Source organism: Chryseobacterium jejuense, assembly GCF_900100075.1.
Taxonomy (GTDB): domain Bacteria; phylum Bacteroidota; class Bacteroidia; order Flavobacteriales; family Weeksellaceae; genus Chryseobacterium; species Chryseobacterium jejuense.
The window spans coordinates 678031-694338 of record NZ_FNEG01000003.1; the positions used below are offsets into that span (position 1 = coordinate 678031).

The 16308-nt window shown below is 35.6% G+C and carries 13 protein-coding genes; 8 read left to right on the forward strand and 5 right to left on the reverse strand.

Going from position 1 to position 16308, the window contains the following annotated elements:
- The first annotated feature begins 179 nt into the window (after positions 1-179).
- The 7 genes from BLS98_RS12225 (at position 180) to BLS98_RS12255 (ending at position 8952) form a co-directional block, all read left to right on the forward strand.
- Positions 180-3107 (forward strand): reprolysin-like metallopeptidase, encoded by a 2928-nt coding sequence (locus BLS98_RS12225; protein WP_089736779.1) that lies wholly within the window; start codon positions 180-182, stop codon positions 3105-3107.
- Between the two features lie 178 nt (positions 3108-3285).
- Positions 3286-5517 (forward strand): zinc-dependent metalloprotease, encoded by a 2232-nt coding sequence (locus BLS98_RS12230; protein ID WP_089736780.1) that lies wholly within the window; start codon positions 3286-3288, stop codon positions 5515-5517.
- A 436-nt stretch (positions 5518-5953) separates the two neighbouring features.
- Positions 5954-6664, forward strand: a complete 711-nt coding sequence (locus BLS98_RS12235) for a glycohydrolase toxin TNT-related protein (protein ID WP_089736781.1) — start codon at positions 5954-5956, stop codon at positions 6662-6664.
- 17 nt (positions 6665-6681) lie between these two features.
- Positions 6682-7101 carry a hypothetical protein gene (locus BLS98_RS12240; protein ID WP_089736782.1) on the forward strand — a complete coding sequence of 140 codons (420 nt, stop codon included), beginning with the start codon at positions 6682-6684 and terminating at the stop codon, positions 7099-7101.
- A 208-nt stretch (positions 7102-7309) separates the two neighbouring features.
- Positions 7310-7777 carry a pyrophosphohydrolase domain-containing protein gene (locus BLS98_RS12245; protein WP_045496588.1) on the forward strand — a complete coding sequence of 156 codons (468 nt, stop codon included), beginning with the start codon at positions 7310-7312 and terminating at the stop codon, positions 7775-7777.
- Between the two features lie 3 nt (positions 7778-7780).
- Complete coding sequence (locus BLS98_RS12250; protein WP_089736783.1) at positions 7781-8344, forward strand: TlpA family protein disulfide reductase; 564 nt, start codon at positions 7781-7783, stop codon at positions 8342-8344.
- A gap of 2 nt (positions 8345-8346) precedes the next feature.
- A complete protein-coding gene (locus BLS98_RS12255; protein WP_089736784.1) occupies positions 8347-8952 on the forward strand; it encodes a DUF4230 domain-containing protein in 606 nt (201 codons plus the stop codon).
- Between the two features lie 123 nt (positions 8953-9075).
- Here BLS98_RS12255 and leuB read toward each other — a convergent pair whose 3' ends face one another.
- The 4 genes from leuB to BLS98_RS12275 are packed head-to-tail and all read right to left on the reverse strand — an operon-like array spanning position 9076 to position 13380.
- Entirely contained in the window at positions 9076-10200 is a 1125-nt protein-coding gene (leuB, locus tag BLS98_RS12260; protein ID WP_089736785.1) for a 3-isopropylmalate dehydrogenase, read from the reverse strand.
- On the reverse strand, positions 10181-10789 hold the full coding sequence (leuD, locus tag BLS98_RS12265) for a 3-isopropylmalate dehydratase small subunit (RefSeq protein WP_089736786.1): 609 nt from the start codon (positions 10787-10789) through the stop codon (positions 10181-10183). The genes leuB and leuD overlap by 20 nt, the downstream gene beginning before the upstream one ends.
- Positions 10790-10797: 8 nt before the next feature.
- On the reverse strand, positions 10798-12186 hold the full coding sequence (leuC, locus tag BLS98_RS12270) for a 3-isopropylmalate dehydratase large subunit (RefSeq protein ID WP_089736787.1): 1389 nt from the start codon (positions 12184-12186) through the stop codon (positions 10798-10800).
- Positions 12187-12216: 30 nt separating this feature from the next.
- Complete coding sequence (locus BLS98_RS12275; protein WP_089736788.1) at positions 12217-13380, reverse strand: 2-isopropylmalate synthase; 1164 nt, start codon at positions 13378-13380, stop codon at positions 12217-12219.
- Positions 13381-13529: 149 nt separating this feature from the next.
- Between BLS98_RS12275 and BLS98_RS12280 the strand changes: the two genes are divergently transcribed.
- Positions 13530-15074 (forward strand): hypothetical protein, encoded by a 1545-nt coding sequence (locus BLS98_RS12280; RefSeq protein WP_089736789.1) that lies wholly within the window; start codon positions 13530-13532, stop codon positions 15072-15074.
- Positions 15075-15277: 203 nt separating this feature from the next.
- Here the strand turns inward: BLS98_RS12280 and BLS98_RS12285 are convergent, their stop codons facing one another.
- On the reverse strand, positions 15278-16252 hold the full coding sequence (locus BLS98_RS12285) for a dipeptidase (protein WP_089736790.1): 975 nt from the start codon (positions 16250-16252) through the stop codon (positions 15278-15280).
- Between the last annotated feature and the right edge of the window lie 56 nt (positions 16253-16308).

Below are 16308 nucleotides of genomic sequence, written 5' to 3' on the forward strand. Positions count from 1 at the left end.
AATGACATGCGTAATTTACGCATGTCATTTTTTCATTTTGGGACAATGTAAATTTGAGTATATTTAATGTATTGCATAATATATTAAATGAATACTCAAAAAATTTCTTAAAAATTTTTGTTTTTCGTAATATAATTTTTATTAATTTCGATTTACCATAATAAAAACAAATATTTAATATGAAAAGACAATTAACCCTACTTGGAATGCTTCTTATTACAGGAGTTTCATTCGCGCAGACTGATCGCCTTTGGTCTCAGGAATTCTCAAAGACCTCTTCAGAGACCTTTGAAAACAAATTAGGAATCAGAAATCCTAGATTATTCAGCCTGAATATTAATGGTTTGAAAAACGCTTTAGCTAAAGCTCCAAAGAGGCTGGCAGCTGGCGAAAAATCAGAAGTCATCATCTCATTCCCGAATTCTGATGGCAGAATGGAAAACTTTAAAGTAAAAGAAAATTCCAACTTCACTCCTGAATTAGCTGCAAAATACCCTGACATCAAATCGTATGTAGGCCAGGGGCTTGAAGATCCAAATTCAACAGTGTATTTCAGTGTTTCTCCACTAGGACTGTCATCTATGGAAATCTATGGTGATAAATCCGCAGTATTCATTGAACCTTACGCAAAAGATCTTTCTACATATGTTGTGTACAAAAAATCTGACAAAAATGATGATCTTAGTAAATTTGAATGTACTGTAATAGATGTCGCTAAAAAAGGAACATCTGCAAATATTGCAGCCAGACCTAATGCTGATGATGCTAAATTGAGAACATTCAGACTGGCATTATCCTGTACAGGAGAATACACCACTTATTTTGGAGGAACAAAAGCACAGGCATTAGCTGCAATGAACACTACAATGACTCGTGTAAATGGTGTTTTTGAAAAAGATTTTGCAGCAAGAATGGTTCTTATCGCAAACAATGACGCGGTTATTTACACCAATGCTTCTACAGACCCTTATTCTGCAGCATCAGGGATGAGCAGCTGGAATTCCCAATTACAAAGTACATTAACATCTGTTATTGGAGAAGCTAATTACGATATCGGTCACTTATTTGGAGCTTCCGGAGGTGGAGGAAATGCTGGATGTATCGGATGTATCTGTACAAACGGTTCAAAAGGTAGCGGTTATACTTCCCCTGCAGATTCCATTCCTTCAGGAGACAATTTCGACATCGATTATGTAGCACATGAAATGGGACATCAGTTTGGTGGAAATCATACTTTTTCTCATGGAAATGAAGGTACAGGTGTAAATATGGAACCAGGATCCGGATCAACAATCATGGGATACGCTGGAATTACCAGCCAGGATGTTCAACCTCACTCTGATGCATTTTTCCATGCGGTAAGTATCCAACAGATTACCAATAATATTAAAGCTAAAACCTGCTCAGTAAATACGAGTACAGGAAATGCTATTCCAACAGCCAACGCAGGTTCAGACTATACAATTCCAAAAGGAACTCCATTTGTATTAACAGGAACCGGAACTGATGCAGACGGTGATTCTTTAACTTATATCTGGGAACAGATGGATAGTGCATCTTCTTCTCAAACCGGAGCAAGTTCTGCAGCAAGTGCAACAAAAGCTTCAGGTCCTAATTTCAGATCATGGACACCAACAACTGTTCCTACAAGATATTTCCCAAGAATGGCATCTGTTTTAGCAGGTTCTACTACTACTGCGGGTACAGAGATCGCTGTGGAAGCACTTTCTTCAGTGGCCAGAACATTAAACTTCAGGTTTACCGTTCGTGATAATAAGGCCGGAGGTTCAGGAAACAATTCTGATGATGCTGTAATTACAGTAAACAGTACTGCAGGACCTTTTGCAGTAACTTCTCAGAATTCAGCAACTACTTATGCTGGTGGAAGCTCTCAAACCGTAACATGGGATGTGGCAGGAACTACAGCAAATGGCGTAAACACTGCTAATGTAGATATTCTTTGGTCTACAGACAGTGGAAATACATGGACTACTCTACTATCTGCAACTCCTAATGATGGTTCACAGGCTGTAACCATTCCTAACGTTACTACTACTACAGGAAGAATTATGGTAAAAGGAGCTAATCACATTTTCTTTGATGTAAATAATTCAAATATTTCTGTAAATGCGGGATCCGGAACACCTGATACGGTTGCTCCTACTGCACCTACCCTTGCTGCTTCAGGAACTACTTCTACAAGTACAAACCTATCTTGGTCGGGAGCTACAGATAATGTTGGGGTTACAGGATATGATGTATATATGGGAGCTTCATTAGTAGGTTCTACAGCTTCTACTACTTATACCGTAACGAGCTTAACTCCATCCACTACTTACAGCTTCTCTGTGAAAGCTAAAGATGCAGCAGGTAATGCTTCTTCTTCAAGTAATACTGTGAATGTTACAACACTTGCAGGGGGTACAGTTACTTACTGTTCAGCTTCAGCATCTAATACCGCTGATGAAAGAATTGGTAACGTACAATTCGGTACTATCAATAATACATCAACAGGAACTGCTGGTTACGAAAACTTTACTTCTGTTTCTACCAATGTAACAAGAGGAACTGCTTATACGCTTTCTATCACTCCGGTTTGGACTTCTACGAAGTACAGTGAAGCTTATGCTGTTTATATTGATTATAATGGAGATGGCGACTTTACAGACAGTGGTGAATTGGTATGGTCAAAAGCTGGTTCTACAACAAGTCCGGTTACAGGATCTGTTACTATCCCTTCAACAGCTGCTCTTGGTTCTACAAGAATGAGAGTAATGATGAAGTACAGCTCAATTCCTACTTCATCTTGTGAGGCTTATACATATGGACAGGTTGAGGATTATACAGTAAATATTACATCTTCAGGAAAAGGAGAACTTTCTAATACGAAAGATCTGATGACTGATATTAGACTATATCCTAACCCAGTAAAAGATATTATGTATATCTCTAATACCACATCTGAAGATTATAGAATCTTTGATATGAGTGGAAAAGTAGTTGACTCAGGAAAACTTCAGAGAGGATCTGTAAATGTAAGCAATTTGATTAAAGGAGCTTATATGATTCAGATTGGTGAAATTTCTAAACGATTTGTTAAAAACTAGTCACCATAAAAATTGTAAACGATGTGAAACTGCTCTATTTATAGGGCAGTTTTTTTATGGGCTTATATTCAATGAGTTGAATTTTTTCTCCCATTCTTATTTTAAATTATTCTAAAGAAAAATAATATTTTAATAAAATTTTCCTTAGTTTTGAATGATATAAAAAAATCACGGCAACATGAAAAAACAATTATTAATGATGGGGATGCTGGTATTATCTGGCGTTTCTTCCGCGCAAACAGATCGTCTATGGTCTAAAAAAAATAAAGAAAGCTCTTCCTCTGTTCATGAGAATATGAAAAATATAAATGATCCAAGAATTTTTCATCTGGACATTAATGGGCTGAAAAATGTACTGGCAAGAACGCCTAAAAGAGCAACAGAAAAATCATCGGTTATTATTTCTCTTCCCAATTCATTGGGGAAAATGGAACGTTTTACTGTAATGGAAAATTCAAACTTTGATCCTGAATTAGCGGCTAAATACCCGGATATTAAATCCTATATCGGCCAGGGAGTAAAGGATAAAACATCAACGGTTTATTTCAGTATTTCTTCATTAGGGTTATCTTCCATGGAAATTTATGGTGATAAATCAGCTGTTTTTATTGAGCCATACAGCAAAGACCTTTCCACTTATGCTGTTTATAAACGCTCTGACAGAAAAAATGACTTAAACAATTTTGAATGCAAAGTCCTGGAATCCGCCCAAAAAGGTACTTCTAATGTTATTACAGCTAAAAATGCTGATGATGCTGTTTTAAGAACATTCAGACTGGCACTATCGTGTACAGGAGAATATGCAGCCTATTTTGGAGGTACAAAAGGAGATGCTCTGGCAGCTATGAATAATACATTAACCCGTGTTAATGGTATTTTTGAGAATGATTTTGCTGCAAGGATGGTTTTGATTCCCAATAATGATACTATTGTTTATACAGACGCTAATAACGATCCTTTTTCTGTGTCCTTGCAAATGAACAAGTGGAATTTTGAGCTAATGAATGATCTGAGTTCAAAAATCGGAAATGCAAATTTTGATATTGGTCATTTATTCGGTGCTACTGGTGGTGGTGGAAATGCAGGATGTATAGGCTGTTTATGCAGTGATGATATGTCAACCTATGTTTATCAGGGAACTACTTATCCTGAAAATTATAAAGGAAGCGGATATACTTCTCCCTCTAACGGTATTCCTGCAGGAGATACATTTGATATTGATTTTGTGGCCCACGAAATGGGACACCAGTTTGGAGGAAACCATACCTGGTCTAATAGTACACAAATAGGATTACAGCCTGTAGAACCGGGATCCGGATCTACAATTATGGGATATGCAGGAATTACGCCTTATGATGTACAAAAACATTCAGATCCGTTTTTTCATTCCCGAAGCATTGAACAAATCACAAATAATATTAAAACAAAGACATGTTCTGTTAATACACCTACAGGAAATACGATCCCCACAGCTAATGCCGGAGCAGATTATACAATTCCTAAAGGTACACCATTCGTATTAACAGGTTCTGGAACTGATGCGGATGGAGATTTACTTACCTATATCTGGGAACAGATGGATCATGGAACATCTTCTCAAACGGGAAGTAATTCTGCAGCTACTGCTACTAAAACTGCGGGACCTACATTCAGATCATGGGTGCCTACAGTTTCTCCAGTAAGGTATTTTCCACAAATGGCAACTGTTTTAAAAGGAGAAACGGAAACCATGGGAGAAGAGATCAATGTTGAAGCATTATCTTCTGTTTCAAGAGATCTGAATTTCAGGTTGACTGTTAGAGATAACAGATTAGGAGGAGCCGGAAACAATTCTGATGATGCTAAAATCACAGTGAATGCTCTTGCAGGACCTTTCCTTATCACTTCACAAAACAGCGCTTTATCTTATGTGGGTGGGAGTTCACAAACCGTAACCTGGGATGTGGCAGGAACAACAGCTAATAATATTAATGCAGCTAATGTAGATATCCTTTGGTCTACAGATAATGGAGAAACCTGGACTACTCTACTGGCTGGAACGCCTAATGATGGTTCAGAAGCTGTGGTCATTCCTAATGTTGCAACCCGTTCTGGAAGAATTATGGTGAAAGGAAGCAATCATATCTTTTTTGATGTTAACAATGCCAATATTTCTGTAACCACCAGCGAGTTATCTACTGCAGAAAACCAATTAGCAGGTTCCACAGAAATTAAGCTGTATCCAAATCCGGTGAAAGATATTTTAACACTTTCAAATACCAGATCAGAAAGATTTAAAATCTATGACATGTCCGGAAAACTGGTTATTGAAGGCTCTCTTCAAAACGGAACAGTGAATGTAAGTAACCTGATAAAAGGAAATTATGTAATCCAGATTGAGAAATTCTCAAAAATGTTTATTAAAAAATAAGACTTTTAAATATAAATTGGAAAGACTGCTCATAGGAGTGGTCTTTTTTATTTGGACTTTTATTCAATTTGATATTTCATCATTTAAAACACTAATATTCATGTAATTAATTTCAATAATAACATTTTATTAAAAATAATATTATATAATGTTAGATTTTTGGCTAATTTTATCACTCAATACTACTCTTTTATTGTACCGTTATCAGTTTGTATTTAGGGGAAGCTTTCAATAGCTTTCTGATACTGATTTATCCCGTTATTTTAATTCTTTATTTCTATTTGAGAAACAACTCATCGCAGTAGAAATCAAACCTTTTTATATTAAAGAAAAACGGTATAGTGGTAAAAGATAATCTTTCTATCCATAAGCATTGGCTTTGATCTGCATCCCTGATAATACCTATTTAAATTTCACATAATTTTAAATTTTTTATATGAAACATTTATTTAAGTACTTCTTTATTTTGGCTATTGCCTCTTTTTCAATGGCCTGTAGCTCTGATGACAGAGAAGAAGAGATCGTTACCAAACCAAGTCCGGTTACCATTGTATTTTATAAAGATGCTAATGATTTTGCGGCAACTTATGATCCCGGTAACAAAGTCAACGCAACAATCAGAGCTCAGGCATTTGACTTATATAAGCTGGGCAACTGGAAAGAATTGGAAAAACTATTCCAAGCTAACGACCTGAACAGTGGTTGGCCACCGGCAAACGGCGGATATAATATTGTGGATGATGTTGCCATACAAGCCGGACAAAAATATGACAGATATAGCGGTGCTGTAGGAAGTTATAATGGAAGCGGAAAACCAACATTAGGCGGAAACTTTACCAGCCCAATCATTAATGGGTATGTGTATACGTTTGCCCAAAGAGCTTTAAATCAGCCTGAAAACAAATACGATTTCTATTATCAGATAGATGTCCTTAATGCATTACCTTTTACATCTCAAACAGCAGATATTATACCTTGGTTTAATCAGACTGGAAACGGAAAACAGACCATGTGGAAAATTCCTATTGATATTAATACCGGATATCCAAAAACTTGGAATAAATTAGCGGAAGAAGGGTATATAAAAGTTACAATTAAAAAGAGCCCAAGCGGAAAATACCCTAACCTGGAAGGAACTGTTATTTAGAAATAAATTAAACTCAGATGTATTCAATATCAAAAAAGATAAAGATTGGTAAAAAAGCTTTACTCAAAAAAGACAGATTCATCAACGATGACGCTATTCCGGCTGCAATAGTTCAATTTACCTGTAGTGAATGTAATCATGAAAATACAGTTGAAATATCTCCCTATCAATCGGGATTTCCAATATTACAAATTTATAATGAAGGCAAAGTACTGTCAAAATCTGATTTATTAGGAAACCAAATGACAACCGAGACCTCACAGAGAATGCAGCATTATGGAGAATTAACCGTAAATGATCTGCCTACCTTATACTTCGGAACTCACTGTATCTCCTGCAACACGAACTATATCTGTGTATTTAGTTATGGAGAGAAACAACCCAGTTTAGAAATATTAAATATCTCAGGAATCTGGGAATATCAGGAAGTAGAATAATTGAATAGCATCAGTATATCTTAAACCATAGCTCTATAGCTGTGGTTTTTTGTTATTCTTAACCTAACCGCTCAGAAATTATCCAGATAATACAAATCTAAAGATCGTCTGTGGTTTAAAAAAGTAAGCATTTATGAGTACTTATTTTGTAGTCTACATTTCACCATTAACAAATCGTTTTCTATCTTTGTGATAAATAAAAAATTTCATGGATAAAATTGATAGTTTGAACCAAGTAGCAGAATTCCATACTACTTTCAAAGCCCCTATTCTAGACACCCCACAAATACCTTCTCCGGAAAGATGTAACCTTAGAGTAGAACTTCTACAGGAAGAACTTAATGAATTAAAGCAAGCGATTGCTGACAATAATATTGTAGAAATTGCAGATGCACTTTGTGATTTACAGTATGTTTTAAGTGGTGCTGTACTGGAATTCGGACTTGGCAACAAATTTGTAGAGCTATTCAACGAAGTTCAGCGTTCTAATATGTCAAAAGCATGTGATAACGAAGAGCAGGCTAATGAAACCGTTGAATTCTATAAAGAAAAAGACGTAGAATCTTTTTATGAGAAATCTGGTGAAAAGTTCAATGTCTACAGAAAAGCAGATCATAAAGTATTAAAAAACAAATACTACTCTCCTGCTGATCTAAAGTCAATTATTGAGAAATAAAATATGAAAAAATTTATTACAAATATTGTTGCCGCTTCAAGTTTATTTTTAGCTACTCAACAGCTTAGTGCTCAGAAAGTAGTGGTTAACCGTGAAGTTACTACTGAAAAAGATGGTAAAATGCTTCTTGGACATCAGCTGAAAGAACAATTTCTAAAAGCTCCTTATGCCGATTGGTATGTAAAGGAACATGATGAGTATGCTCTGGATCAAAAAGCCATCAGTGAACTGAAAAAGAAAAAACTAGGATCTTATGATATTGTAGTTTTTATGGGAACTTGGTGTGAAGATAGCCATAGGGATTTTCCAAGATTGACAAAAATACTGGAAGAAGTTGGTGTTTCCGATAACAAAATAACCATTATTGCCGTTAACCGCAAAAAAGAATCTCCTAGTGGAGATGAATCTCTGTACAACATCCAAAAAGTTCCTACCATTATTGTAAAACAATATGGAAAAGAAATAGGCAGAATCATAGAAATGCCTACCAGTGGATATATTGAAAGAGATTTAGTTGAAATTCTGAAAAAGGATGACTCATCTGTAATTAAAGAAATTTTTAAATAGATTTGAGAAATTATAAAACAATTTTATCGTTTGTAGCCGGTGCCGGAGCCATGGTACTTCTGTTTTTTGGACTTAAATCCTGTCTGAATCTTGGCGGAAAAACGGAAAAATCAGAGTATTATATTCTGACCAACCAAATTTCCAAAATGAATAAGATGGTGGTGATAGAACAGAACAGTTCTACCATGCAGAAAACCAAAATGGGTTATGAATTCATGGGTAAGGAAGTTTCAAGTAACAGTATCATTACTTTTACAAAAACCAATGCTCAGGTTTCTTATGATCTGAATAAAATGAAGATTGAAGTAGATTCCATCAACAAAAAGCTGGTCATTACTGAACTTCCTGATGCAGATATCAAAATTACACCTAGTGTTGAAATTCAGTCTTTGGATGATTCTTTTTTTAATAGAATTTCTGAGAAGGATATTAAAAATGTAACCGTAAAGGCTAAGGAAACTGCAATTAAATCTATAGATCAAAACCAATTGAGAAGTGAAGGACGCAAGCAGTTAATGGAAAATCTTGATAATATTTTTGTTTTGGCAAAGGCTTTGAATTATACAATAGAAGATAAGACCGGAAAGATCGGTATTCTTGGACTCTAAAAATAATTCAGAAAAACGGAATAAGCTGATTTACAATATTTCAGAAAATAAAATTGAAAGGATCTATCTCATACGAGGCAGATCCTTTCTTCTAACTATCTATCTAAGTGAACTTTAATTTAACTATACAATGGTTGATTTTCCGATCTTTACATTTTCAAAATTATAATATGACTTCTCAGAATATTTGATATGATCTGCAATAAAACTCCCCACTTCACTCGTTGAATAATATTGCTTTGTATTAAGGTCAACCGTAACATATTTATTTTCAATAGCATGCTCTACAGACTGTCTTAATTTGTTGGCAGCAGGTTGTAATCCAAGATGATCCAGCATCATTGCAACACTTAAAATGGAAGCTATAGGATTCGCAATTCCCTTTCCTTTTGCCTGTGGATAAGAACCATGAATAGGTTCAAATAATGCATTCTTCTCTCCTACTGATGCTGATGGAAGCAATCCGATAGATCCTCCGATTACACTGGCTTCATCAGAAATAATGTCTCCGAACATATTCTCCGTTAAAATAACATCAAACTGCTTTGGATTAAGGATCAATTGCATGGCCGCATTATCTACAAACATATAATCTAACTGTACATCCGGATATTCTGAAGCAATTTCCTGGCAGATTTTCCTCCACAACCTGGAAGTATCCAATACATTCGCTTTATCAATTAAGGTAAGCTTTTTATTCCTTTTCTGTGCTTCCTGAAATGCCATGTGGGCAATGGGAAGAATATCTTCTCTGCTGTATTGGCATACATCATAAGCATAAGCTCCTTCAGGATCTGTGAATTTTTCACCAAAATAAATTCCACTTACCAGTTCTCTGAAGATCTGAATATCTGCCCCTTCAATGATTTCTCTTTTTAATGGACTTTTTTCAATCAGGGAAGCATACGTTTTTAAAGGACGGATATTAGCAAATAAACCTAACTCCTTACGAAGTTTCAATAATCCCTGTTCAGGTCTTACTTTAGCTTCAGGATTATTGTCAAATGCCGGATCTCCTATCGCTCCAAAAAGTACAGCATCTGATTCTTTACAAATCGTTAGTGTTTCTTCGGGCAATGGATCTCCAGTTTTAAAAATAGCTTCTGCACCAATCAGTCCATAATCGAATTGAAATTTGTATTGAAAAGCTTCAGCAATAACATCCAAAATCTTGATGCTCTCGCTGATAATTTCCGGCCCGATTCCATCTCCTGGAAGAACCGCGATTTTAAAATAATTGTTGCTCATTTTTTTTGTGTGTTTTTAGTTCAAATTCTGTAATCGCCTGTTTTTTGCTGATTAAAAAATCAATATCGTCATAGCCGTTCATAAGGCATATTTTTTTATAAGAATCAAGCTCAAAAGTTTCAGTGGTGTCTTTAAAGCTTATGGATTGTAATTCCACGTCAATTGCAATTTCATTGTCTGGGTTTTCATTGATTCCTTCTAAAATTTCTTTTAAAAATTCTTCGGAAACTTTTACCGGAAGCAGACCGTTATTTAAAGCATTTCCTTTAAAAATGTCAGCAAAATAACTAGAAACAATGACTTTGAATCCGAAATCTGTTAATGCCCAGGCAGCATGTTCGCGGCTGCTCCCACACCCAAAGTTATTTCCTGCTACCAGAATTTCACCATCGAATTTAGGATTGTTCAGAACAAAATCAGAATTAGGTTCGTTGGTATGAATATTATACCTCCAATCTCTAAACAGATTCTCTCCAAACCCCTTTCTGTCAATACTTTTTAAAAATCTTGCCGGAATAATCTGATCCGTATCTATATTTTCTGCCGGCAATGGAACTGCACGGGATTTTATGATAATTAATTTTTGCATGTGTACTCTTAATTTAAACTTTCAAAAGCAGAAATTCTGCCTTCTATTGCTGCTTTGGCTGCGGTAAGCGGACTCGCAAGAATGGTTCTTGAACCTTGTCCCTGTCTTCCTTCAAAATTCCTGTTCGAAGTGGAAACGCAATATTCTCCTTCCGGAATTTTATCATCATTCATCGCCAGACAAGCTGAACATCCGGGCTGTCGGATCTGGAATCCTGCATCATTAAAGATTTTATCAAGCCCTTCTTCATAGATTTGTTTTACGACTTGCTGAGATCCGGGAACAATCAATGCTTTTACAGCCTCAGATTTACTTTTCCCTTTGATATACTGTGCTGCAGATCTGAAATCTTCAATCCTTGCATTGGTACAGCTTCCTATAAATACATAATTAATCTTTATGCTTGAGGGTGCTTGACCGGCTTCCAGTCCCATATATTGTAAAGCTTTCGCTTCAGATTCACTTTGTGGTGCAGGAATTGTCTCATGAATTGAAATCCCCATTCCCGGATTGGTTCCGTAGGTAATCATTGGATAAATATCGGCTGCATCAAAGAAGAGTTCTTTATCAAAAACAGCTTCTTCATCCGTTTTCAGGGTATTCCAATACGCTACTTTTTCATCCCATTCATCTCCTGTTGGAGCAAATTTTCTTCCTTTAACATACTCAAAAGTGGTTTTATCCGGAGCAATCATTCCTCCTCTGGCCCCCATTTCAATACTCATATTGCAAACGGTCATCCTTCCTTCCATAGACATTTCTTCGAAAACATTTCCGGCATACTCACAGAAATACCCTGTTCCGCCATCAGTTCCAATTTTTGAAATGATATAAAGGATAACATCTTTAGACTGAACATTGTCGTTAAGTTTACCATTCACGGTAATTCTCATCGATTTGGGTTTGTTAAGCAGCAAACACTGGCTGGCAAAAACCTGAGCGACCTGGCTGGTTCCAATTCCAAAAGCGATAGATCCAAAAGCACCATGAGTAGAAGTATGGCTATCCCCACAAACAATGCTCATTCCCGGCTGCGTAATCCCAAGTTCCGGAGCAATAATGTGAACAATCCCTTGGTACTGGTGTCCTAAACCGAATAATTCAATATTATTTTTCTGACAGTTTTCAGTTAATTGTTGAACCTGATTTCTTGATAATTCATCACGGATTGGTTCTTCCTGATGAAGGGTTGGAACATTATGATCAGCAGTAGCTACAATCTGCTCCGGCCTGAATATTTCCAGATTTCTGGATTCTAATTCAGCAAAAGCTTGTGGGCTGGTTACTTCATGGATCAGGTGTTTATCAATGTAGATAACCTGCGGCCCGTCTGGAACAGTATCTACTACATGGGCATCCCAAACTTTATCAAAAAGTGTCTTTTTATCGTTGTTCATTTTTACTTTATCTTGAATTTAATCAAACCCTTATACTATTTTTCTGCTGCATGTTTCCATAATCAATGCCAGATCTTCATTCCCTATCTCTTTCTTTAGGTCTGCTATTTTTAAGAATTCCTGGTACAGATAATCCAATTCTTCCTTGGTAACATCATGGCCAATATGTTTGAATCGGTAGGCCAATGCTGAACGTCCGCTTCTCGCTGTAAGAATGATTGAAGACGCGTTAACTCCTACTTCAGCCGGATCAATAATTTCATAGGTTTCTCTGTTTTTGATAACACCATCCTGATGAATTCCTGAACTGTGTGCAAAAGCATTCGCTCCTACAATGGCCTTATTCGGCTGCACAGACATTCCCATCAGGTCTGAAACCATAGTACTCATGTCATTCAACATTCTGGAATTAACATCCGTATGTAGATTCAAATGTTTATGCTGTTTAAGAATCATGACGACTTCTTCTAAGGCAGTATTCCCAGCCCTTTCTCCCAATCCGTTGATGGTACATTCGATCTGGCGGGCTCCGTTGATGGCTCCCGAAATAGAGTTTGCAGTAGCTAAACCTAAATCATTATGACAATGGCATGATAAAACTGCTTTTTCAATTCCTTTTACGTTTTCTCTCAGGTATTTAATTTTTTGTCCGTATTCTTCCGGCAAACAGTACCCTGTAGTATCAGGAATATTTAAAACTGTGGCACCAGCTTTAATAACGGCTTCACATACCTGAGCCAGATACGCATTATCTGTTCTTCCAGCATCTTCTGCGTAAAATTCTACATCTTCAACATAGTTTTTAGCATATCTTACGGCTTCTGCAGCACGTTCTATAATATTCTCTCTGGTTGAGTTGAATTTGTATTTGATATGTGAATCAGAAGTTCCGATTCCCGTGTGAATTCTTGGTTTCTTTGCAAATTTTAAGGCTTCCGCAGCAGTGTCAATATCTTTTTTGTTAGCTCTTGTCAATCCGCATACCTTTGCATTTCTTACGAGTTTTGAAATTTCAGCAACAGATTCAAAATCTCCCGGACTGGAAATCGGAAATCCTGCTTCTATGATATCAACTCCCAGTTCATCAAGCTTTTCAGCAATAATCAGTTTCTGTTTTGTATTCAATTTACATCCAGGCACCTGTTCTCCATCGCGCAACGTGGTATCAAAAATTTCAATTTTTTCGGAGTTCATAAATAAAAGTTTTTTACTTAATTTTGACTCAAAACTACAGCTTGCTATATTTTTTCAGTTTCATTTTTTAAAAAAAATACAATATTCAACAGTTGAAGAAATAAGCATATATAACTGATTTTTAATTATTTAAATTTTGAAAATTTACAATGGCAGAATTGCAGAAAGATTTTTTGTTTGTACTGGTAAAGTCATTGACGACTTCCGAAAAGCGACAGTTTAAATTGTACGTTAACCGTCTCGGAATTAATGTAGATGCCAAATTTTTACTCCTTTTTTCTGAAATGGATAAAATGAAGGAATATGATGAAAGCATCATCCTTGAAAAGAAAATTTCTACCAAGCAACAGCTTTCCAACCTTAAGGCACACCTTTACAAGCAGATTCTGGTGAGTCTCCGGATGAACCCAAGCCACCAGAATTACAGAATCCAGCTTCGGGAACAATTGGATTTTGCCAATATTCTGTACCAAAAAGGGCTTTACAAGCAGGCATTAAAAATATTGGATAAAACTAAACAGTCTGCTTTGGAGCTGGATGAAAAAAGCATTGCTTCTGAGATTATAGATCTTGAGAAAGTAATTGAATCCCAATTCATTACCAGAAGTATTAGTGGGCGTGCTGAAGAATTAATCCGACAATCCCAGGAGTTAAGCAAACAAAACCGATATACCACAAAACTGTCTAATCTTTCGCTAAAATTATACAGTGAAATGCTGACTCATGGATATGTAAAAAATGATGCTGACCGTGAAGAAGTTTTAGAAGTTTTCAATGCTCAAATTAAAAATATCAGGTTTGATAAGCTGAATTTCACTGAAAAATTATGGTATTTTAAAGCTCATGTCTGGAAAAATCAATTGTTACAGGATTATAAATATACCTTGAAATATGCCTATCAATGGGTAGATTTATTTCATAAAAATCCGGAGATGATCTTCAGCCATCCGGTTTGGTATATTAAAGGGAATACCTATCTGCTGAAAATCCTCTTCCTGTATGGAAATATTGATATTCTGGAAGAAAATTTCGAGGAATTTAATATAAGAGTTAATGCTGAAAATTTTTCCCAGAATGAGAACCTTCACTCTCTTATTTTCCTTACGCATTACAATACGCTGATGAACATTCATTTTGTAAAAGGTGAATTTTTTACAGGTACAAAACTTATTCCCGAGATTGAACTTAAAATGGAAAAACTCCGGGAACGAATTGATGAACACCATTTTATGATTCTTTATCTTAAAATGGCGGCCATGTTTTTCGGAAGTAAAATGTATAAAAAGGCTATTGAATATTCTATGAGAGTAATAGAATCAAAGGGGAATGTACAGGAAGACCTTTTGTTTCATACCCGAATTCTGATTTTAATGTCTAAATATGAATCCGGAAATGATGAAGATTATGATGAGTTTATCGCTTCTACCCTGAAGTTTGCTAAAAAGATGAAAAAACCTGAAGAATTTCACTTTGAGAGCATTCAGTTTTTTAAAAATTTGAATAATCAGGTGCCGGATCAGAGACAGAAGACATTTGAAATTTTTGATAAAAAGCTTGAAGAATTTTCTACAAATGAATATTACAGAAGATCCTTATTCTATATTGATATTCATGGCTGGATTAAATCTAAGGTTCAGAATGTGGATGTAATTGAAATCATCAAACAAAAAGTAAAGTATAAACGGAAAAGTTAGTAGGGGTTTTTCTCTCGCTTAGGTTGCAGATTATACAGATAATCTATAAGAATATTTAAATATATCCAGCATTAATCTATGTGTCTATGTGGTTTTATTTTTTAACCACATAGATACATAGAATTCTTATGTAAAGTGTTTGTTTTCAATATATAAAAAAAACATCTGGTTAGATCCCAATTATGCCTGATTTGCAGAACTTTCTACTTATACATACTTTCTATAAAGTGTAAAGCGTTTCTGTGGCTGATCTTTTCTACAAGCTCAGAAGAAAATCTTTTTTCAATCTCCTTATTGACGGACGGGTACACTGATGCATTGGAATGTTCTTCAAAGAAAAACGGATGACGTGATGTGTCCGGATGTTCTTTCCAGTAAAAATAATCAGCTCCGTAGGCTATACTATTTTCTCCACCCAGATCAAGCCCGTATTGGATATGTTCATAAAGCCTTTCAGGATGTTCGAGATCTACATAATCCTTGATAAAGTTTAGACCAATCAAACCATTTCTGTTCATGACTTCTTTTGCCAGTTCATCAGGAAGATTTCGGTTGTTTTTATACACTGTTCTGTAATTAGAATGGCTTGCCAGAATAGGAATTGAATAATTTTTCTGATCTATATAAGTGAAAATATCATAAGCAAGTTGATCACTTGTATGGGCCAGATCTATTGCTATTTTTCGGTCTACAATATAATCAATCAATACTTTTCCATCATCTTTTAATCCGGCAGCGGCATTATTTCCGCCACCGAAACGGTTCTCTAAATGGTGTGTAATTCCGATATAAAGTACTTTCTGAGTATTTTTAATAATAGTTTCAAGGTTTTTAAAACCTGAGTCCAGGGTTTCATTTTCATCACAAAAAGCAGAAGCATTTTCAATGGAAGCAATAACTCCTACCCGATTTTCATTCTCAGGATTCTTATAATTTTCATTCTCAAATAAGAAAAAGTTTTCATTTTTGATGAGATCTGAGAATAGTTTGCTTTGCTGAAGTCCGTAAACAGTGCTTCCTTCACCGGTTCCTGCATACATAGCCATTACCTGAAGTTTTACGTTTCCTTCCTGTAAATATGGCAGAGAACATCCTAGTTCTTTATCATCAATAGTTGAATTTGCTCTTAAAAGATGGTATAGCAAATCGCAGTGTAAATCAATGTTTATCGGATTCATAATGATTTTTGGTTTAGTTTTTATTCAAAATTACTCTATGTTGAATGGAGTGTACC